The organism is Marinobacter shengliensis (assembly GCF_030297115.1).
In the GTDB taxonomy this organism is placed as follows: Bacteria; Pseudomonadota; Gammaproteobacteria; order Pseudomonadales; family Oleiphilaceae; genus Marinobacter; species Marinobacter shengliensis.
This window is the reverse complement of the sequence record NZ_AP028062.1, coordinates 43194-62693: the sequence shown is the minus strand read 5'-3', so window position 1 is coordinate 62693 and position 19500 is coordinate 43194. Positions and strand designations below refer to the sequence as shown.

Annotated in this window: 19 protein-coding genes; 9 read left to right on the top strand and 10 right to left on the bottom strand. The window is 59.6% G+C overall.

The annotated features are described in order from the left end of the window. Positions 1-23: 23 nt before the first annotated feature. The gene (locus QUE75_RS00245; RefSeq protein WP_286252830.1) at positions 24-1346 is read left to right on the top strand and encodes a Na+/H+ antiporter family protein; all 1323 of its coding nucleotides are present in this window, start codon (positions 24-26) and stop codon (positions 1344-1346) included. 381 nt (positions 1347-1727) lie between these two features. Here the strand turns inward: QUE75_RS00245 and QUE75_RS00240 are convergent, their stop codons facing one another. Both QUE75_RS00240 and prlC read right to left on the bottom strand, forming a co-directional pair. Further along, positions 1728-1979 (bottom strand): YheV family putative zinc ribbon protein, encoded by a 252-nt coding sequence (locus QUE75_RS00240; protein ID WP_061331385.1) that lies wholly within the window; start codon positions 1977-1979, stop codon positions 1728-1730. 57 nt (positions 1980-2036) lie between these two features. Continuing rightward, entirely contained in the window at positions 2037-4082 is a 2046-nt protein-coding gene (gene prlC / locus QUE75_RS00235) for an oligopeptidase A (protein WP_286252827.1), read from the bottom strand. Positions 4083-4283: 201 nt separating this feature from the next. On the opposite strand from prlC, the gene QUE75_RS00230 reads away from it, so the two are divergent. The 6 genes from QUE75_RS00230 to QUE75_RS00205 all read left to right on the top strand — a co-directional run bounded on the left by QUE75_RS00230 (position 4284) and on the right by QUE75_RS00205 (position 10967). Then, entirely contained in the window at positions 4284-4823 is a 540-nt protein-coding gene (locus tag QUE75_RS00230; protein ID WP_286252825.1) for a gamma carbonic anhydrase family protein, read from the top strand. A 62-nt stretch (positions 4824-4885) separates the two neighbouring features. Continuing rightward, positions 4886-5131 carry a hypothetical protein gene (locus QUE75_RS00225; protein WP_230713266.1) on the top strand — a complete coding sequence of 82 codons (246 nt, stop codon included), beginning with the start codon at positions 4886-4888 and terminating at the stop codon, positions 5129-5131. Beyond that, entirely contained in the window at positions 5124-7232 is a 2109-nt protein-coding gene (gene mdoH, locus QUE75_RS00220) for a glucans biosynthesis glucosyltransferase MdoH (RefSeq protein ID WP_286252823.1), read from the top strand. The genes QUE75_RS00225 and mdoH overlap by 8 nt, the downstream gene beginning before the upstream one ends. Beyond that, complete coding sequence (locus QUE75_RS00215; RefSeq protein WP_286252822.1) at positions 7211-8788, top strand: glucan biosynthesis protein; 1578 nt, start codon at positions 7211-7213, stop codon at positions 8786-8788. The genes mdoH and QUE75_RS00215 overlap by 22 nt, the downstream gene beginning before the upstream one ends. Further along, positions 8788-10356, top strand: a complete 1569-nt coding sequence (locus QUE75_RS00210) for an alkaline phosphatase family protein (protein ID WP_138437375.1) — start codon at positions 8788-8790, stop codon at positions 10354-10356. The genes QUE75_RS00215 and QUE75_RS00210 overlap by 1 nt, the downstream gene beginning before the upstream one ends. A 155-nt stretch (positions 10357-10511) precedes the next feature. Next, positions 10512-10967 (top strand): Hsp20/alpha crystallin family protein, encoded by a 456-nt coding sequence (locus QUE75_RS00205; protein ID WP_286252819.1) that lies wholly within the window; start codon positions 10512-10514, stop codon positions 10965-10967. Positions 10968-10987: 20 nt separating this feature from the next. On the opposite strand, the gene QUE75_RS00200 is transcribed toward QUE75_RS00205, so the two are convergent. The 8 genes from QUE75_RS00200 to QUE75_RS00165 form a co-directional block, all read right to left on the bottom strand. After that, positions 10988-11305 carry a PA4642 family protein gene (locus tag QUE75_RS00200; RefSeq protein WP_058091841.1) on the bottom strand — a complete coding sequence of 106 codons (318 nt, stop codon included), beginning with the start codon at positions 11303-11305 and terminating at the stop codon, positions 10988-10990. Between the two features lie 109 nt (positions 11306-11414). Then, complete coding sequence (locus QUE75_RS00195) at positions 11415-12248, bottom strand: flagellar motor protein MotB (protein WP_058091840.1); 834 nt, start codon at positions 12246-12248, stop codon at positions 11415-11417. A gap of 3 nt (positions 12249-12251) precedes the next feature. Next, complete coding sequence (locus tag QUE75_RS00190) at positions 12252-13025, bottom strand: motility protein A (protein WP_061331392.1); 774 nt, start codon at positions 13023-13025, stop codon at positions 12252-12254. A gap of 35 nt (positions 13026-13060) precedes the next feature. Beyond that, entirely contained in the window at positions 13061-13888 is an 828-nt protein-coding gene (gene aroE, locus QUE75_RS00185; protein ID WP_286252813.1) for a shikimate dehydrogenase, read from the bottom strand. Further along, the gene (gene hemF / locus QUE75_RS00180) at positions 13878-14807 is read right to left on the bottom strand and encodes an oxygen-dependent coproporphyrinogen oxidase (protein ID WP_286252810.1); all 930 of its coding nucleotides are present in this window, start codon (positions 14805-14807) and stop codon (positions 13878-13880) included. The genes aroE and hemF overlap by 11 nt, the downstream gene beginning before the upstream one ends. An 8-nt stretch (positions 14808-14815) precedes the next feature. Further along, positions 14816-15388 carry an L-threonylcarbamoyladenylate synthase gene (locus QUE75_RS00175; RefSeq protein ID WP_286252807.1) on the bottom strand — a complete coding sequence of 191 codons (573 nt, stop codon included), beginning with the start codon at positions 15386-15388 and terminating at the stop codon, positions 14816-14818. A gap of 45 nt (positions 15389-15433) precedes the next feature. Further along, positions 15434-16579, bottom strand: a complete 1146-nt coding sequence (dprA, locus tag QUE75_RS00170; protein WP_286252806.1) for a DNA-processing protein DprA — start codon at positions 16577-16579, stop codon at positions 15434-15436. 85 nt (positions 16580-16664) lie between these two features. After that, entirely contained in the window at positions 16665-17681 is a 1017-nt protein-coding gene (locus tag QUE75_RS00165) for a LysM peptidoglycan-binding domain-containing protein (protein ID WP_061331396.1), read from the bottom strand. A gap of 296 nt (positions 17682-17977) precedes the next feature. On the opposite strand from QUE75_RS00165, the gene def reads away from it, so the two are divergent. Beyond that, a complete protein-coding gene (gene def, locus QUE75_RS00160; protein ID WP_082780516.1) occupies positions 17978-18484 on the top strand; it encodes a peptide deformylase in 507 nt (168 codons plus the stop codon). Between the two features lie 80 nt (positions 18485-18564). After that, positions 18565-19500: a methionyl-tRNA formyltransferase gene (gene fmt / locus QUE75_RS00155; RefSeq protein WP_106694571.1), complete on the top strand. Its 936-nt coding sequence runs from the start codon at positions 18565-18567 to the stop codon at positions 19498-19500.

Genomic DNA, 19500 nt, shown 5'->3' with positions numbered 1-19500 from the left:
TCAATTCCTACCCGGAGTTTGCCATGAATGCCGTTGTTGCCGCGGTACTGATCATGCTCGTGCTGAGCTTGTGCCGCATCCACGTTGTCGTCGCCCTGATCATTGGTGCCATTTCCGGTGGCCTGGTGGCAGGAATGTCTCTGGAAACCACCATCAATGCCTTCAACACCGGCCTGGGTGGCGGTGCCACGGTAGCGCTGTCGTACGCTACCCTGGGTGCCTTCGCCGTGGCCATCGGCAAATCCGGCCTGGCCCACGCCCTGGCCGACAAGGCCCTGGCCATCGTCGGCCGACAGGAGGAGGGCGGCGCGGCCACCGGCATCCGGTTCATGATCATCGGCCTGCTGCTGGCCATTGCCATCTCGTCCCAGAATATCCTGCCAATCCATATCGCCTTCATTCCCCTGGTGGTTCCGCCACTGCTGTACGTGATGGCCAAGCTGAGTATGGACCGCCGTCTGGTAGCTTGCGTGCTCACGTTCGGCCTGATCACCCCGTACATGTTCCTGCCCGTAGGGTTTGGCGGTATTTACCTGAATGAGATCCTGCTGGCCAATGTCGGCGATAACGGCGTGGATGCCAGCGAGCTGAACGTCATGTCCGCCATGGCCCTGCCGGCCCTGGGCATGCTCATCGGCCTGCTGATTGCCGTGTTCTTCAGCTACCGGGGCGGCCGGGGCTACGATCTCAAGCGCATCGAGCAGACCGAACGGGTGGATGTGAAATACAACCCGAAAACCCTGGTGATGGCGCTCGTGGCTATTGCCGTGGCCTTTGTCGTTCAGCTATGGCTGGGCTCCATGATCCTGGGCGCCCTGGCGGGCTTCGTGCTGTTCAATATTTCCGGTGTGGTGAAGTGGAAGGAAGCGGATGACCTGTTCACCGAGGGCATGAAGATGCTGGCGATGATCGGTTTCATCATGATCGCCGCCAACGGCTTCGCGGAAGTGATGCGGGAAACCGGCGAGATTGCCAGCCTGGTGGAGGGTTCGGTGGCCGCTATCGGTGACAACAAGGCGCTGGCAGCATTGCTGATGCTGGTGGTGGGCCTGCTGATTACCATGGGGATTGGTTCGTCGTTCTCCACCATTCCCATCATTGCGGCGTTGTACGTGCCGCTGGCCCTGCAACTGGGCTTCAGCCCCCTGGCCATCGTGGCCCTGGTGGGCACGGCCGGTGCCCTGGGGGATGCGGGTTCACCGGCGTCTGATTCCACCCTTGGGCCGACAGCGGGCCTGAACGTGGACGGCCAGCACAACCACATCTGGGATACCGTGGTGCCGACGTTCCTGCACTACAACCTCCCATTGCTGGTCTTTGGGTGGTTGGCGGCTATGGTGCTTTGATCGATCTTTGGTGATCGTCGCTTTTTGGTAGCCTGCGGTTTTTGAGAGTGGTTTGGGGTTGGTGGGGGGTGTCAAAACGGAAAACGTGGTTTTCCTGATTGTTTTGACACCCCCCACCAACCCCAAACGTTGATCTTCACAGGAATCGTTATAAAAGCGCAGAACACAGGGCCAGGCTTCACCACATTCTTTGGAATTCCAGCACCCAAGCGGTTCTGAACAAGCCAAATAAAAGGGGTTCGGGAGAGGGTTCCAAAACAATCAGGAAAACCACGTTTTCCGTTTTGGAACCCTCTCCCGAACCCCGACCATCCCCCAATCCAGCAGGCTACAAGGCCATCTCCAAACCAACAGGCTACAAGGCCAAACCCCAAAACAAGGTCAGTCCTCAGAGCCAGCCTTAAAAAACACCACCTGCTTTACGGTATGGTCATCGGTGTTGGCCTTCTTGTTCACCCGGGTTTCAATCTCCGGAGCCTCCGGCTGCGGCTGGTCAGACAGGGCATCGGTATAACCACAGGCCACGCACTCGCGAATCTGATCGCCGGCCTCGGTGGTGAACATCGTGATTTTGTCCATTTCCGCGCAGCGGGGGCACACCGCGCCGGCGATGAAGCGTTTCGGACTTGCCATAACTTTACTCCAGTAACACACACCCGGTTGCCGCTGCGACAACCGGGGTGGATTTTATCAGGCAGCTTCGTCCGTGATGCCGGATTGTTTCAGCAGGGCATCCACCTGCGGTTCGCGGCCGCGGAAGGCTTTGAACAGTTCCATGGGCTCCTGGGAGCCACCTTTTTCAAGGATATTGTGCAGGAAGGCCTGGCCGGTTTCCGGGTCGAAGATACCTTTTTCCTCGAACAGGGAGAAGGCATCGGCGGCCAGCACTTCCGCCCACTTGTAGCTGTAGTAACCCGCGGCGTAGCCACCCGCGAAAATGTGGGAGAAGCCGTTGGGGAACCGGTTGAACTCCGGCGCCTGGACCACGGCGATTTCTTCCCGAACTTTGCGGTGCATGTCCAGCGGGTTGGTGGGAGCCACGTCGGTGAATTCCGCGTGCAGGCGGAAGTCGAACAGTGAGAACTCGAGCTGGCGTACCATTCCCATACCAGACTGGAAGTTCTTGGCGGCCAGCAGCTTCTGCAGCAGGTCTTCCGGCAGTGGCTCGCCGGTTTCATGGTGGCTGGCGATCAGGGCCAGGGATTCCGGGTTCCAGCACCAGTTTTCCAGGAACTGGCTCGGCAGTTCGACGGCATCCCAGGCGACGCCGTTGATGCCGGATACGTCCATCACCTCCACCTGGGTGAGCATGTGGTGCAGGCCGTGGCCGAACTCGTGGAACAGGGTGGTGACTTCGTCGTGGGTCAGCAGCGACGGCTTGCCATCCACCGGCGGGGTGAAGTTACAGGTCAGGAATGCCACCGGCAGCTGCAGCGTGCCACGCTGGTTGCGCCAGCGTACCCGGCAGTCGGCCATCCAGGCACCGCCGCGCTTGCCTTGGCGGGCGAACAAGTCCAGATAGAACCAGGCAATGGGCTGGCCGTTACGGCTGATGCAGTAGGCCTTGGCGTCTTCGTGCCAGGTTTCTACGCCTGTGTGCTCTTCAATTTGCACATCAAACAACTTCTCCGCCACCCGAAACAGGCCCGGTACCACTTTATCCACAGGGAACCAGGGGCGCAGGGTTTCCGGGGAGATGTCGTACTGCTTCTGGCGCAGCTTTTCGCTGTAGTAGCCGATGTCCCAGGCCTGCAGGTCGTCTACACCGTATTCATCTTTCACAAACGCCTTCAGCTCGGCAAACTCTTTCTCTGCCTGGGGCTTGGACTTGGCCGCCAGCTGGTTCAGGAATTCCAGCACCTCGTCGACACTCCGGGCCATCTTGGTGGCCAGGGAACGCTCGGCGTAGTTATCAAAACCCAGCAGCTGGGCCAGCGCATGGCGGCGCTTGAGGATTTCCGCCATTACCGGCGTGTTGTCCCAGGTAGCCGCATCCGGGCCCTGGTCTGAGGCACGGGTCACAAACGCCTCGTACACCTCCCGGCGCAGTTCCCGGTTGTTGCAGTAGGTCATCACCGGGTAGAAACTGGGGAAATCCAGGGTGATCACGTAGCCATCCAGATCTTTCTGCCGCGCCGCCTGCTTGGCACCCTCAATGGCGGTTTCCGGCAGGCCGGACAGCTCGTCTACGTCGGTAATCTGCTTGAACCAGTGCTGAGTGGCATCCAGCACGTTATCACTGAACTTGTTGGACAACTCCGCCAGCTCCCGGGACAGGTCCGCGTAACGCTTCTTCTTGTCTTCCGGCAAGTCGACCCCGCCCAGGCGGAAATCCCGCAGCACGTTCTCGATGGATTTACGCTGGGGCTCACTCAATGCCTTGAAATCCTCCCGTGCGGCCAGTTTCTTGTACGCCTCACACAGGGCACCGTTCTGGCTGACTTCGGTACTGTACTCGGTCAGCTTTTCCAGACAGTTCTTGTACACCTTGCGCAAGTCGTCGTTGTTCATCACGCCGTTCAGGTGTGAAATCACCGACCAGGCGTTGCTGAGCTTGTTCTCTAGCGCTTGCATCGGCTGGGCCAGGGTGTCCCAGGTTGGGTCGTCCTGCTGGGACAGCTCGGCAATCTTCATGCGATTTTCGCTGAGAATCTGGTCAATCGCCGTTTCCATGTGTTCGGTGCGGATATGGCCGAACTTCGGCAACAAGTCATCTGTCAAAAGCGGGTTATTCATAAGTCCCCTTCTCAGCTGTTCGTGAATAAGATAGCTTGCACCAAGCTACGGGGTGCAGGTGGGGGATGGCTTTCAGAAACTGTGCGGAGCCATGGATGGCGGAGCCCAAGCGCCACATGGATGTGCCGAAGGAGCGTGTTTCTGAAAGCCATCCCCCACCGGCGCCTTGCACCGTATTTGGACAGCATTGAGGTATATGTAATGGCAAATGTACGAACTCACAAGGGTATCACACCACAATTTGGTGAACGGACCTGGGTAGATGAGAGCGCCGTGGTCATCGGTGATGTGGTCATGGGCGAAGACTGCTCGGTCTGGCCCATGACCGTCATCCGCGGCGACATGCACAAAATCCGCATCGGCGACCGCTGCAGCATTCAGGATGGCTCCGTTCTGCATATCACCCATGCCAGCGACTTCAACCCTGGCGGCTGGCCGTTAATCATTGGTGATGACGTGACCGTTGGCCATAAAGCCCTTTTGCATGGCTGCACCATTGGCAGCCGGGTGCTGGTGGGCATGGGGTGCACGGTGATGGACGGCGCCATCGTGGACGACGAAGTGATTATCGGGGCTGGCACCCTGGTGCCGCCGGGCAAGCGGCTGGAGTCGGGATACCTGTACGTGGGCTCGCCGTGTAAGCAGGCCCGGGCACTGTCAGACAAGGAGCGCACGTTTTTCAAATACACCGCAGCCAACTACGTTAAGCTCAAAGACCAGTATCTTAATGACGCGTCATAAAGTGGTCTGAATACCGGGACGCTTCCGTATGTTTCCGAGCCGTTACAAGCCGGGAGACAACCGTGGATCTGACAGACACCACCCATCAACGAGCATTGCTTTATCTTCGTGCCGTACGGCACGACGCCTGCCCCGTTGCTCTGTCCCGCCTGCAACACGTGGTTGACCGGTACTGTTACGGGGCAGGCAATGCAAAGCTGAGCCATGTTCTGCCTGCCATTCAGCGTTCTCTTTCGACAGACACTGACAAGCACCAGGCTACCCCGCCGAAACTTACCCGCAGCCGGATCGGGTACCAGGGTGACTGAACACCGTTGGCAGACTGTCGCCTACAAGCGGCGCGCTTTGCTCGCACTGCTGGTGCTGGGGCAGACAACTTTCGGCGTTTGGCTGCTTTCCCATAGCCTGTCCATGACCCAACAGGGGTGGCCCGCGGTACTGTTGGTTGTTCTGTTTTCCATTCTGTTTACCTGGATAGGCCTCGGGTTCTGGACCGCGGTGTTCGGCTTTGCAATGCTCAGGCGCGGGGGCGATCCCCACAGCCTCAGCCGCCGGTTCTCAGGGTGTGCGGGCGCCGGGTCGTTCAAAGGCCGGCTGGCGTTGGTGATGCCAGTCTGTCACGAACCGGTGCAACGTTCCCTCGGTAATCTTCAGGCTGTGTATCAAGAGCTTGAAGACAAGGGCTGGCACAACCAACTTGATGTCTATGTGTTGTCCGACAGTCAGGACCCGGAAGTCTGGCTTGAGGAGCAGGCAACCTGCGCTGAATTGAGCGCCGGTATGGCTGCCGGCAACCGGCTTTTTTACCGCCGCCGGCGAGTGAACCTGAACTTTAAAAGCGGCAACATCGCCGATTTCCTCCGACGATGGGGTGCCCGATACCGTTACATGGTGGTGCTGGACGCCGACAGCCTGCTCACAGCCTCAGCGATTGAAAAACTCGTTCAGTTGATGGAACAGCGTCCCCGGGCCGGCATTATCCAGACCGCACCCAGGCTGGTACGGGCGGATACCCGCTTTGCCCGGCTGCAACAGTTCGCCAATCGGTGCTATGGCCGAATCCACAGTGCCGGCCTGGCAGCCGTTCAACTGGGTGATGCCAATTACTGGGGCCACAATGCCATTATCCGGGTAGCACCGTTCATGGCCCACTGCGGTTTGCGAAAGTTACGGGGTTGGGGGCTTTTTCGTGGCCCGATATTGAGTCACGACTATCTCGAATCTGCGCTTATGGGCCGCGCCGGTTTCGAGGTGTGGCTGGAACCGGCCATCGCCGGCAGCTATGAGGAATCACCGCCCACCCTCGGAGACGACCTGATTCGCGACCGTCGCTGGTGCCGGGGCAACCTGCAGCACCTGGTCCCCTTGCTCACGATGACCAAGCTGCGTTTTGCCCACCGCCTGGCGCTACTCACCGGCATTCTGGCTTATCTGGCCTCACCCCTGTGGTTGGCGTTTCTTGCCTTGTCTGGCTACCTCGCCATGGCGGGAACACCGGTTAGCCAACCGTTGCCCGGGCTGATCGGGGTGTCGTCCACAGGCTGGAACCTGGCTGGCGCCTGCCTGATCGGGCTCACCGTAACAACGCTGCTGGGCCCGCGGATTCTGGCACTGGTAGACCAGTGCCTTGCCCGGCGCGAGAGGCTGTTTGGTGGCCGGTGGCGGATGGCAGCCAGCACGGTCATTGAAACCCTGATATCACTGATACTGGCACCCATCCGAATGATCGCCCATAGCGGCCATGTCGCCGGTGCAGTCGTGAATAGCAGCGTGCGTTGGCAGGGGCAGAATCGAACCGGTGCCGGTGGGCTGGAGGAAGCGCTTCAGCACTTTGCCCGGCCCGCACTGGTGTGCGCCGGCGTACTGATTTTGATCCAGTGGTTCAGCCCGAACCTGACGCTCTGGGCCCTGCCGGTCACGATTCCGGTGCTGATTGCGCCGTTACTCACGGTGTGGCTAGCGGGCAAGCGCACCGGCCAACAAATGGTCATTCCCGAACAGGCATCCCCTGTGCCAGTCATCGCTCGCGCTTCGATGGACCACCCGCAGAACAATCGCCTGCCATCACTGAGCTGGTTCGAACAGACAGTGCTATCTCCCCGTTACCACTGTTGGCGGCAACGCCAACCCGGCCCCTCCGGGGGGAGCAAGCAACGGGTGTTGAATGCCCTGGTTAACCAGTGTGCAGCACAGGGCCCCGGCGCACTCACCAGCAGCCAGATCAGCCTGCTCTGCGACCACCCTGAAGCCATGCAATCTCTGCATCTCAAGGCTTGGCAGTCTGAGCCCGACTCACCTTGGGGTAGGGCACTTGCCCGACTGAGCCTGAACCTGAGCCCGATACAAACCGCTACTCACACCCACAGAAACCAACCGGAGCACTCCCCATGGATCGGCGTCGCCTCCTGAAATTCGGACTGGCACTGGCCGCTGGTGCCCCCCTTGCCCTGTCCGGCACCGGGCGAGCACTGGCCAGCGTTGCCGGCTCCGCCGGGCAGGTTTTTAGTGCCCGTTGGCTCCGGGAACACGCCCGGATATTGGCGGCCCAACCTTATCGCGCCCCCCAGAGCCCCCTGCCGCCAAGCCTGCAATCCCTCAATTGGGACCAATATCAAGCCATACGCTACCGGCCAGAACAGGCACTTTGGCGGGAACGAGACAGCGCCTTTCAGCTCCAGTTCTTTCATTTGGGCCTCTACTTCCAGGAGCCCGTGCACTTCTACGAAGTGGTCAATGGCAGGGCCCACGCCTTGCCCTACCGGAACGAAAACTTCGACTATGGCGACAATGACGCGTTTGATGACCTGCCAGACAGCCTCGGCTACGCCGGATTCCGCGTGCATTTTCACCAGGACTTCAACCGGGACATCGCCGCATTCCTGGGAGCTAGCTATTTCCGGGCAGTAGGCGAGTCCCGCCAATACGGCTTGTCTGCCCGGGGCCTGGCGATCAATACCGGGCTGCCGCAGCCAGAGGAGTTTCCTCGCTTCACCACCTTCTGGCTGGAGCGCCCCGGCGCAGGCGACCTGTCACTGACGGTCCATGCCCTGCTGGATTCGCCGAGTGTGACCGGCGCCTACCGGCTTGTGATTCATCCCGGTGCCAACCTGACCATGGACGTGGAAGCCACCCTGTACCCCCGCAGGGAGCTGACACGCTTCGGGCTCGCGCCGCTCACCAGCATGTACCAGACCGGTGAGAATGATCGGCGCATGGCTAATGACTGGCGCCCGGAAATTCACGATTCCGACGGCCTGGCCATCTGGACCGGCAACGGCGAGCGCATCTGGCGCCCGCTGACCAATCCGGAGCAGGTGACGGTTAGCCATTTTATCGATAACCAACCCCGAGGCTTTGGCCTGCTTCAACGGGATCGGGATTTCAGCAACTACCAGGATGACGGTGTGTTTTACGAATTGCGGCCCAGTCTTTGGGTAACCCCCCGAGGTAACTGGGGCGAGGGCGCCGTGATGCTGGTGGAGATCCCGACGCTCGATGAAACCTTTGACAACATCGTGGCCTTCTGGAATCCGAAGGAGTCCTGGCGGCCCGGAGAAGCCTATCCCATCGGGTACCGGCTCACCTGGGGCGAAACCATGCCGGATCAAAATCCGGAGCTTGGCGCGGTGGTCGCCACGCGCACCGGTATTGGAGGTGTTATTGGCCAGCCCCGAACCTACTTTTCCCGGCGCTTTGCGGTGGACTTTACCGGCGGGAGCCTTTCAATGATGGACCGTCATGCCGGGGTCGAGGCAGTCGTGAGTGCCAGCCGGGGCAAAGTAGAACTGGTATCGGCCAGGCCGCTGCACGCCATCAACGGCTTCCGCGCCATGTTTGATCTAATTCCGGATGATGACACCAGCCCGATAGACCTGCGCCTTTACCTGAGAATAGGCTCCCAGGCACTGACTGAAACCTGGCTGTACCAGTACGCGCCACCACCGCCAGAGGCCCGATCGCTTTGATGCTGGCCGCCTTTGTATTGCTTAACGGGCTGTTGCTGCTACCCGCCCTGGCACTTCCGGGCCCGGCGCCCTGGCTGGCGCTGGAAGCCCTGATTATCTGGTGGCTGTTACACCAACTACCCAACCAACGTGACCGACTGGCGATGCTGTTTTCAGGCATTTACGCCCTGATGGTCTGGCTGATTGCGGCCGATGCGCTGGTCCGTCAGAGCCTGGGGCGGGGCCTGAATCTGTATCTGGAAGTGAGCTTGCTGGATGCCGCCTGGCATCTGCTCCGCACCAACCTGGGTATCCCGGGGGCCGTACTGGTTTTGGTCGCGCTGATCCTGACGGCGGCCCTCGTGGCCTGGGTGTTTCGCCGGCTCGGACTGCACCTCGCCCGAACGCTGCCGTTACGGGGGCGGGCCCTGGGGCTCAGCGCCACGGCATTGCTCACGCTGGCCATACTGACCCCTTGGGTAGGGAGCCCGGCCCTGGCCTTCGTCGCCAATCAGGGATCGTTGATCAAACACACGCATCAGGCCACCTCGGCTTTTCGTGCCGGCCTGGAACAACAACCAACCGCCAGCCGGCAACCGCGCGCACTGCCGGGCCTGGCCAATACCGATGTGGTATTGGCCTTCGTGGAATCCTACGGCATCTCCGGGCTTACCGATGAACGTTACCGGCCGGTATTGGGCCCCAGGCTGGCCACCTTGGCCGAACAGCTGGATAGTGCCGGCCTGACCGTCGCCACCGGCCGCCTGAAAGCACCCATCCAGGGCGGGCAATCCTGGCTCGGCCATCTCTCGGTGCTCAGTGGGCAGTGGATCAACACCCAGATTGCCTATGAAGCGCTGCTGAGCAGCAACTACGCCACGTTGATCGATGATTTCCGGGTGACCGGGCATCAGACCATGGCGGTGATGCCCGCCATCACCCGGGAATGGCCGGAAGGTCAGCTATTTGGCTACCACCGCATTTATGATCAAGACGCGCTCGGTTACCAGGGGCCAGCGTTCAACTGGGTCACCATGCCCGATCAGTTCACCTGGCACCGGTTCGAACAGCTGCGACAGGCAACGCCGTCCCCAGTGTTCGCGGAGCTGGCACTGATCAGCAGCCACGCTCCCTGGGTGCCGATACTGCCAGTGCTGGACGATTGGGACAGCATTGGAGATGGCCAGATTTTCCAGCAATGGGAAGGCGCTGGCGAGGCGCCCGCCTCGCTCTGGCGGGATCCGGAGCGGGTTCGGGAACATTATATTCAGGCCATCGATTACGCCCTGGCCGTTGCCGGAGACTACGCGGCTCGCTATCTCACTGACGGGTCACTGCTGTTCATACTGGGTGATCACCAGCCGGCGCCACTCATCACTGGAGACGATGCCAGCAGAGATGTGATCATCCATGTGATCAGCCGCAACCCGACACTGGTAAACCCTTTTCTGAACGGAGACCTGCCAGGATTCCGGCCAGGTACCCTGCCGGATGAGCACACCGATGGCGCCCCCATGAGCCGATTTCGGGCATTTCTGCTCGCGCAGTTTGGCGAACCCTCAAGGCCCTTGATGCAGGTCAAAAAGTAAACAGAGGGGTGCTTGAAAACAAACCGGGCGATCCTATATTCGTGAATAGCAGAAGTTCACGGAGTCCATCCGGCTGGCGCCACCGGTATGGAGCTGTTCCGCGAGCGAAGCTGATGAAAATCTCAGGTTCGACATCGTTAAAGGAGGAGTTCCCTATGAGCAATCTGACCCGCTGGAATCCGATCGGCGAATTCGAAGACATGATGAACCGCTACAACCGGGTGTTCGGGCTCGCACGCACCAATGGCGAACGGGAAGGTAAAGACCTGTTCAGTCGCAGCGACTGGGCTCCGGCTGTGGATATCAAGGAAACGGCCGAAGCCTTCACTGTAGAAGCCGAATTACCCGGCATGAACAAGGACGATGTGAGGGTGACAGTGCACGATGGCGTGCTCACCATTCAGGGCGAGCGCAAGCACGAGGAAGAGACCAGTGACAAGAAGCACCACCGCATCGAGCGGGTCTACGGTAGCTTCCTGCGCCGGTTCACGTTGCCGGACAATGTGGACGAGAACAGTGTGAAAGCCAACTTCAAGGACGGCCTGCTGACTTTGAGCATCCAAAAGGCCGAACCCAAAGAGCCCAAAGCCATCGAAGTAGAAGTGCAGTAAGGCGATGTTCGGGCCGGGGCTCAGTTCCCGGCCGTTGCCTTTTGTTTTGCGCCGGCTTTTTCCAGAGCCCGGGCGTAGTCGCTGCTGCGACGGTGCTGTGACACCCGGTCCAAGATGGTCTGGCCGTGCTCATCTTCGGCGTTTAGATCGCGTCCGGCTTCCACAAAGAACGCCAAAAACCGTTCGAAATCACCTGCCCGCATGGACTCATAGGCGCGAATCAGCACGAAATGATCCGGGTTCAGGTTCTTGTCCCAGGGTGACAGATCGAGAAAGCTTTTAACCCGCTCGTCACTCCACTCTTCTCCAATAACCTTCGGTTTATCTGGTCCGCTCATGCTGAAAACTCCCGTTATCTGCCAAGGTTTGAGCGGCACAGTATAAGGCTTTGAATCTGCATCACTTATATGAATGCACTATGAGAATCTGCACTCAGGCTATAAGCGTTCAGGGGATGATTTCCACAGGCAAGTCGCGGGTGGGCACGGCATCGTCACACTCGGGATTACGAACCGATATTTCAACCCGCCGGTTCACCGCCCGGTTCTCCGCGCTATCATTGGCCACCAACGGCCGGGTTTCGGCACGGCCGGCCGCCACAACCCGCTCAGCCGGTACCTGGCGGTTCAGCACCAGTTCGTGGACGACAGATACCGCCCGGGCAGCAGACAAATCCCAGTTTGAGCGATACACGCTGCTGGATATGGGCACATCGTCGGTGTGGCCAGACACCACCACATCCCCGGTACAGGCCGACAGCACGGTAACCACCCGTTCGATGATCGGAATCATACCCGGCATGATGGCGGCATCGCCAGAACGAAAGGTGGCTTCTTCGGAGAAACGGATAACCACCTGGTCTTCATCGTAATTGATGTGCAAGGTATCGGAGGCAACTTCGGTTTCCAGCTCCTGGATCAACCGGCTGGCCAAGTCCAGGACACCACCGGGAATCTGTCGGGTTTCCGAGCGCTCGGTTCGCTCGTCAATGAACTCCGGCTGATCCTGCAGGTTTTCAGAAGGCTCCGGCAGCGATACGGTATCGGCTTCAATCAGGGTCAGAGGTGTACCGCCGATGTCCTCGGCCACCACATTGCTGGAGCCAAACGCCAGGGACATGGAGTTCGCCATGGCCCGGTACTTCTCGATATCCATCTCGGCGAACGACAACAGCAGGATAAAAAACGTCAGCAACAGGGTTGCCAGATCCGCGAAGGTGACAATCCAGTCGGGTGTACGCTTTTTGAGTGCGTTTTTTTTCAGTGGCCGCGCCGGTTGCAAACCTCAGGCCTCCCGCTCCGGTTCCAGGTTGGTCCGGTGCTCTGGTGTTACGTAAGACGACAGCAGCTCCGTCATAACCCGGGGGTTCTCGCCACGCATGATGCTCTTGATGGATGTGATAATGAGCATCTGGTTGCGGGAATCGTCTTCCGCCTTGAGTTGCAGTTTATCCGCCAGGGGCAAGGCAATGAGCTGGGCAATAAAGGCGCCGTAGAGTGTGGTCAGCAGGGCAATGGCCATGGCCGGGCCAATGGACGAAGGGTCATCCAGAGTGTTCAGCATCTGCACCAGCCCCACCAGCGTACCCAGCATACCGATGGCCGGCGCGGATTCACCAATACCCCGAAACACTCGCTCAGCCACTTCATAGCGCTCTGCGGTTTGCTGGGTTTCCTGTAGCAGAGCCTCTTCTACCAGTTCCGGCGGGTGGCCATCTACACACAGGTTGATGGCTTTTTGCAGAAATTCATCGTCGGTTTCGTGGTTTTCCAGGCCCAGGATGCCCTCTTTGCGAACCACCCGAGCCAGTACACCCACTTCCCGGATCAGTTCCGCCGGACGGGGCAACCGGTCAGTAAAAGCCGAACGAAAAGCCAACCGGAAGGCGCTGACTACCGAGGGCATTCGGAACTTGATCAGTGTCACTGCGAAGGTGCCACCCAGAACAATCGCCAGTCCGGGCAGATTCAGGAAGGTGATGACCGTGGCGTTGGCCAGCATCGCCAGGACAACAATCAGGATTCCGGCAAGCAATCCGACAAGCGTGAGAATGTCCATGAACAACCCTTATGAAACGGCCGGAACCCGCGGCCTCAATCGGTTCGCAATTCTTCAATCACCGGCGCGGTTTCCGGACGCACACCCCGCCACACAAAAAACGATTCTGCGGCCTGTTCCACCAGCATTCCCAGGCCGTCATGCACCCGACGGGCACCGTTATCCAGGGCCCACTGATTGAAGGTGGTGGTCTGCAGAGAATACATCATGTCGTACACCACCGTAGCCGGCCCGATCACATTTGCAGACACCGGGGGCAAGTCTCCCTGAAGGCTGGCGCTGGTGCCATTGATGATCAGGTCAAACGGTTGATCCGGTGCCTCGAAACCACTGGCGCTCAATACCGTTGCGCCGGCATCTTTCGCAAACAGCCTGACCAGCGCTTCCGCCTTGGCCACCGTTCGGTTGGCAATGGTAAGCGCTGCCGGCTGCTCGGCCAGTATCGGGCCAATGACGCCCCGAGCGGCACCGCCAGCACCAAGCACCAGTACCTTCAAGCCTTTCAGTGCCACTCCGTGATTGTTCTGCAGATCACGGACTATACCGACGCCATCTGTGTTATCGGCCACCAGCTCGTTTTCTTGATCCAGGTAAAGGGTATTGGCGGCACCCGCCTTTTCGGCCCTCGTGGTTCGATGATCCGCCAGGGTCCAGGCCTGTTCCTTGAACGGCACCGTCACATTCAGGCCCTTGCCGCCCCGCTCAAAAAAATGCCGCACGGTGCCGGAAAACTCATCAATCGGAGCCTGAATGGCGGTGTACTCCACCAGTTCGCCAGTCTGGCAGGCAAACAGGCTGTGAATCCTGGGCGACTTGCTATGGCTGATGGGGTTACCCACCACCGCGTAAAGTTCATTGGTCATTGGCGCCCTCCAGCCAGTTATGGCCCGTCAGGAAGTAGTCTGTCAGCCTGGCTTCTTCGCTGCCGGGCTCCGGCTGCCGGTCATAATCCCAGCGCACCAGCGGCGGCAGTGACATCAGAATGGACTCCGTGCGACCACCAGACTGCAGGCCAAACAGGGTGCCCCGGTCATATACGAGGTTGAACTCCACATACCGACCGCGGCGGTAGAGTTGGAATTCCCGTTCCCGCTCGCCCCAGGGCTGGGCCATCCGGCGCCGCACAATCGGCTCGTAGGCTTCTATGTAACTGTCGCCTACCGCCTGCATAAAGGCAAAGTCCCGGGCAAAATCACCGGTATTGAGATCGTCAAAGAACAATCCACCCACACCCCGGGGCTCCTGTCGGTGTTTCAGATAAAAATAGTCGTCACACCATTGCTTGAACCGGGGGTAAACGTCATCACCAAACGGGGCACAGGCGTTGCGGGCGGTCTGGTGCCAGTGCACGCAGTCTTCCTCGTTGCCGTAGTAGGGCGTCAGGTCATAGCCACCGCCAAACCAGTACACCGGCTCGGCATCTTTTGGCGTGGCGATGAAGAATCTCACATTGGCGTGCGAGGTCGGCACGTAGGGGTTTTCCGGATGAATCACCAGTGACACGCCCATGGCCTGCCAGGGTGCACCGGCCAGATGGGGCCTATGCGCGGTGGCGGAAGCCGGCATGGTGTCGCCCATCACGTGGGAGAAATTCACACCCCCCTTCTCGATCACCTTGCCATCGCTGATCACCCGGCTGATACCGCCGCCGCCTTCCGGTCGCTGCCAGCTGTCACGGATAAACGTTGCCCCGCCATCGACCGCCTCAAGCCGCTGACAGATGCGTTCCTGAAGCCCAATTAGATAGTCTTTGACGGCTTGGGTATCCGGCTGCTGTGACATGCACTCTCCTAGCGAAACTGTTTTCCGGTGACAATATCGATGATTCGGCTGGGCTTGCGGTTTCCACCCAGTGCTCCGGGCACAATACGGTCCAGCTCATCACCGAAGTAACGGCGTACCTGCCAGATGCTGCGGGCCGGCGCCCGGCCAGCGGGGTTGCAGGACGTGGACACCAGCGGCATGCCCGTGGCATTGCAAAGGGCCCGAACTACCGGATGGTCACTGACACGAACCGCAATGGAGCTGTGGCTGCCGCGCACCCAGTCCGGCACCTGCTCGAGCACATCCGGTACCAGGCAGGTAATCGGACCTGGCCAGTGCTGCTCGGCTTCCCATTGCAGCACCCGGGGCAAAGGGTCCAGCAGAAAGCGCACCTGATCAATAGACGCAGCCACCAGAATCATGCCCTTGTGCATCGGGCGCTGCTTTAATTCGAGGATGCGCTCAACCGCCTCGCGGTTCCAGGGATCACATCCCAGCCCCCAGACGGCCTCGGTGGGATAGGCAATAACGCCGCCGGCCAGAACGGTGCGGCGGGCACAATGGAGCTGCCATGAATGCAGGGGAGACGTCGCTGACATAACGAAATTGTACTATCCGGTTGGTCGAACCCAAATAATGCACCGTCAGCCCGCCCGGAGATAACCACCGGGAGCGGAATTAGCCAACCCTTCCAGCTCCAGCAGCAACAAAGACTGCATCAGCTGATCCGCTGGCAGACCCGTGGCCTGGCTCAGTGCATCGGTAGATTGTGGATCATACCCCAAAGCCTCGAGTACCGCGATTTCCCGACTGTCCAACCCGGACAGATCCTGCTCGGCCGGTCCGGTTTGATCACATTCCGATGCGGGCTGCATCGACCACCAGGTGCCCAGTTCCTCCAGAACGTCATCGGCGGTCTCCACCAGCCGTGCGCCCTGTTTGATCAACTGGTGACAGCCTCGGGCCACCGGACTGTGCACCGAGCCGGGAATGGCGAACACCTCGCGCCCCTGTTCCAGCGCGGTTCTCGCGGTGATCAGCGAGCCACTGCGCAGGCTGGCCTCAACCACCAGCACGCCACGGCTCAGGCCACTGATAATCCGGTTCCGTTGCGGAAAGTGGGCGGCCCTTGCCTGTGTTCCGGGCGGGTATTCCGAGACAATAAGCCCCTGCTCAATGATGCGCCCCGCCAGCTTTCGGTGTTGTGCGGGATACAACCTGTCGAGACCGCAGCCCACCACGGCAATGGTCGGAAAACCGGCATCCAGGGCGCCGGCATGGGCGGCACCGTCAATCCCCAGGGCAAGGCCACTGGTGATCAGAAGCCCGCGCCGGCTCAGTTCAGCGGCAAACTGCCGGGCGTGCTCCAGGCCAGCCCGGGTGGCATTGCGACTGCCGACAACGCCAAGCTGGTCCTTGTGTAGTAAGTCGGGATCACCCCGACCGTACAGCAACAACGGGGCGTTATGAATATGCCTGAGTGCATCCGGATATCCGGCTTCACCATACCCCATCAGGAAAATTCCGGACGCCCGGCAGGCCGAGCGTATCCGGTCTGCCTCCACCAACACTGGGTGGCCGGCATCGTCAGCCTGCCAGGCCATCACCGCATCGATGGCATCGGTGGCCAACCCCAGGGCTTTCAGGGTGGCGGCGTTCATTTCGAGGATATCAGTCAGCTGGTCGGTGTTAGCGAGTACCCGCTCACGCAGGCGAAGGCCAAACCGGGGCAGTAGAGACAACAGGAGCCAGCGGTCGCTGGCCGAATCCAGGCAGTTACGTACAGACATCTTTTTTCATCCTTGAAAACGACAATGGCCGGGCGCTCCGGCCCGGCCATTCTACCTCATTACAGACAAGCCCATGCAGGGGTGATCAGGGGTTCTTGACCCGATCACCCACCGCCAGCGGGCGAGTCGCCTGAAGAATCAGGCCATAGCTCATCTTCTCGTAAGACTGGAACACCATCAGCAGGCCAGCCCGCTCGGACGGCAGCTCGATGGTTTCACCGGTGACCGGGTCACGGACCAGGTTACCGCTCTTCATGACTGCCAGCACGTGGCCCGGCATCAAGCCCTCACGTTCGCCGCGGTTGATGGCCACCACGTTGTACTGACCGATCTGGTTAACACCACCATCCACGGAAATCATCCGGCCCTCAATTTCCTCGTCCGGAGAGCTGGGCACGAAGTTGGTGGTCAGGCGGCGGTCTTCGTTGACCAGCAGGCGGTCACCGATGCGCACCTCCTCACTGGAACGGGTCAGGGTCATGGTCAGTACATCACCGTTTTCCGCGGTAATGTTACCCTTGGCGATGCTGCGCGCTTCCAGCCCCAGGAATTCACCGGTTTCAGGATCCACAAATTCCTTGCTGCGACGGAAAACGCCAACCCGGTCAGCCGGCTTCTGGCCACGGGCATAAACCCGGTCACCGGCACCGGTGATGATGCGACCATCTTCGCCTTCCAGCACGTAAGGTGCGCCGTTGATTTCAGCCGGAGAGACAATGCGGGTGTCGGTCAGGAAGCTGCTGATAGCATCCAGCGGGATGGCTGGAATCGGGGTATCGATCGCTTCGGAACGGATTTGCGGTGACAGTTTGACGACATCGCTGGTAGACACCTTGGTAATACGGGGCTTGCCATCGATGTACACCAGCGCCAGGCGATCACCCGGGTAAATCAGGTGGGGGTTGGCAACCTGCGGATTAACGTGCCAGATTTCCGGCCAGTACCAGGGGTTGTTCAGGAATCGCGCTGAAATGTCCCAGAGGGTGTCCCCTTTGACGACAGTGTAACGCTCAGGATGATCAGACCTGAGCTCGGGTTGTGCCTGGGCCCAGGAGGTAAACAGCAGCGCCGTCGCTGCCAGAGCGTACAACAATTTCCTCATTGTCTATATCCTTGATCGCGTGCCTTGAATCTTTGCGTTGGGTAACGTCGCAGCGGTATCCCCGCAGCTTATTACGTTGTTATTCCCGTTACTATAGAAGATGTTCGGGTATTTGTGATGTTATCTTTTGTTCTTCCAGTAAATTCTTCAGACTGCCTGAAAGATTTTAACTATTAACTGATCAGTTTGTACTCAATCGACAATTTATCGGATAATAGAGCCATTACGTTCTCCCCATCATAGATTCGTGGAGAAAATTTGCGCAGACCGCCGTCGCATTTCAGAGAAGCCAAAGCATTATGATTTTAGAGATTCTTGAGTACCCGGACCCGCGCCTTCGCACCATCGCCAAGCCGGTGGACGAGGTGACCGACGACATCCGCAAGCTGATCGACGACATGTTCGAGACCATGTACGATGCCCCCGGCATTGGCCTGGCGGCTACTCAGGTCAATGTGCATAAGCAGATCATCGTCATGGACCTGTCGGAAGACAAGAGCGAGCCCCGGGTGTTCATCAACCCGAAAGTGGAAGTACTGGATGGCGAGCTGGAAGCCATGCAGGAAGGCTGCCTGTCGGTACCCGGTTTCTATGAAGACGTGAAGCGCATCGAACACTGCCGGATTACCGCCAAAGACCGTAACGGTGAAGAATTTGTGCTCGAGGCTACCGGCCTGCTGGCGGTGTGCATCCAGCATGAAATGGACCACCTGAACGGCAAGCTGTTCGTGGATTACCTTAGCTCGCTCAAGCGTAACCGCATTCGCAAGAAGCTGGAAAAGCTCCACAAGCAAAGCGCCTGAGGCGCCAACAGCACAGAACCGAATTCAGACCGGGTTACGACCCGGTTTTTTCGTATCAACGACACAGAGAAGCAACCACCGTGCGCATTGTTTTTGCCGGAACGCCGGATTTTGCCGCCACTGCCCTGAAAGCCCTTCTGGAAGCCGGCTATAACCTGGTGGGCGTCTACAGCCAGCCAGACCGCCCCGCCGGCCGGGGCCGCAAACTGATGCCCAGCCCGGTCAAACAGGTCGCCTTGGACGCCGGCATTCCTGTGTTCCAACCGGTCAGCCTGAAACCGGAAGACGCCCAGCAGGAACTGGCTGAGTTAAAGCCAGATGTGATGATTGTGGCCGCTTACGGCCTGATCCTGCCCAAAGCCGTGCTGGATATCCCCACCCACGGCTGCCTGAACATCCACGCTTCCCTGCTGCCGCGCTGGCGAGGTGCCGCCCCGATCCAGCGGGCCATTGCCGCCGGCGACGCCGAAACCGGCATCACCATCATGCAGATGGACGAAGGCCTGGATACAGGCGATATGCTGTTGAAAGTCACCACGCCGATCCACGCCGACGACACCGGCGGCAGCCTGCATGACCGCCTGGCGGACATGGGCGGCAAAGCGATTGTGGAAGCCCTGGTGCAACTGGCAAACAGCGAACTGGCCCCTGAGCCACAGAACGATGCCGACGCCAACTACGCCCACAAACTGTCCAAGGAAGAAGGCCACATCGACTGGTCCCGCAGCGCCATCGAGATCGAACGCTTGATTCGTGCCTTTAACCCCTGGCCCGGCACCTTTACCGATCTCGGCGAGCAACGCATCCGCCTTCATCAGGCAACCGCTCTGGAGCAGAGCTGTGACAAGGAGCCAGGCACCGTGATCAGTCGCGAGAGAGAAGGCGTTGAAGTCGCCTGCGGCACCGGTACCCTGAAGATTACGTCGGTGCAGTTACCCGGCAGCAAAGCCCAGAGCATCAGCGACCTGATCAACGGCGGCAAGCAGGTGCTGCTGCCCGGCCAGGAGCTGAACTGA

Excerpts from the sequence above, each read along its gene's own strand:
- QUE75_RS00165 (WP_061331396.1), bottom strand. The coding sequence starts at position 17,681 with ATGAGGAAATTGTTGTACGCTCTGGCAGCGACGGCGCTGCTGTTTACC.
- QUE75_RS00205 (WP_286252819.1), top strand. The coding sequence starts at position 10,512 with ATGAGCAATCTGACCCGCTGGAATCCGATCGGCGAATTCGAAGACATG.
- aroE (WP_286252813.1), bottom strand. The coding sequence starts at position 13,888 with ATGACCAATGAACTTTACGCGGTGGTGGGTAACCCCATCAGCCATAGC.
- QUE75_RS00175 (WP_286252807.1), bottom strand. The coding sequence starts at position 15,388 with ATGTCAGCGACGTCTCCCCTGCATTCATGGCAGCTCCATTGTGCCCGC.
- QUE75_RS00215 (WP_286252822.1), top strand. The coding sequence starts at position 7,211 with ATGGATCGGCGTCGCCTCCTGAAATTCGGACTGGCACTGGCCGCTGGT.
- QUE75_RS00240 (WP_061331385.1), bottom strand. The coding sequence starts at position 1,979 with ATGGCAAGTCCGAAACGCTTCATCGCCGGCGCGGTGTGCCCCCGCTGC.
- hemF (WP_286252810.1), bottom strand. The coding sequence starts at position 14,807 with ATGTCACAGCAGCCGGATACCCAAGCCGTCAAAGACTATCTAATTGGG.
- QUE75_RS00210 (WP_138437375.1), top strand. The coding sequence starts at position 8,788 with ATGCTGGCCGCCTTTGTATTGCTTAACGGGCTGTTGCTGCTACCCGCC.
- QUE75_RS00230 (WP_286252825.1), top strand. The coding sequence starts at position 4,284 with ATGGCAAATGTACGAACTCACAAGGGTATCACACCACAATTTGGTGAA.
- prlC (WP_286252827.1), bottom strand. The coding sequence starts at position 4,082 with ATGAATAACCCGCTTTTGACAGATGACTTGTTGCCGAAGTTCGGCCAT.
- QUE75_RS00200 (WP_058091841.1), bottom strand. The coding sequence starts at position 11,305 with ATGAGCGGACCAGATAAACCGAAGGTTATTGGAGAAGAGTGGAGTGAC.
- dprA (WP_286252806.1), bottom strand. The coding sequence starts at position 16,579 with ATGTCTGTACGTAACTGCCTGGATTCGGCCAGCGACCGCTGGCTCCTG.
- QUE75_RS00190 (WP_061331392.1), bottom strand. The coding sequence starts at position 13,025 with ATGGACATTCTCACGCTTGTCGGATTGCTTGCCGGAATCCTGATTGTT.
- QUE75_RS00245 (WP_286252830.1), top strand. The coding sequence starts at position 24 with ATGAATGCCGTTGTTGCCGCGGTACTGATCATGCTCGTGCTGAGCTTG.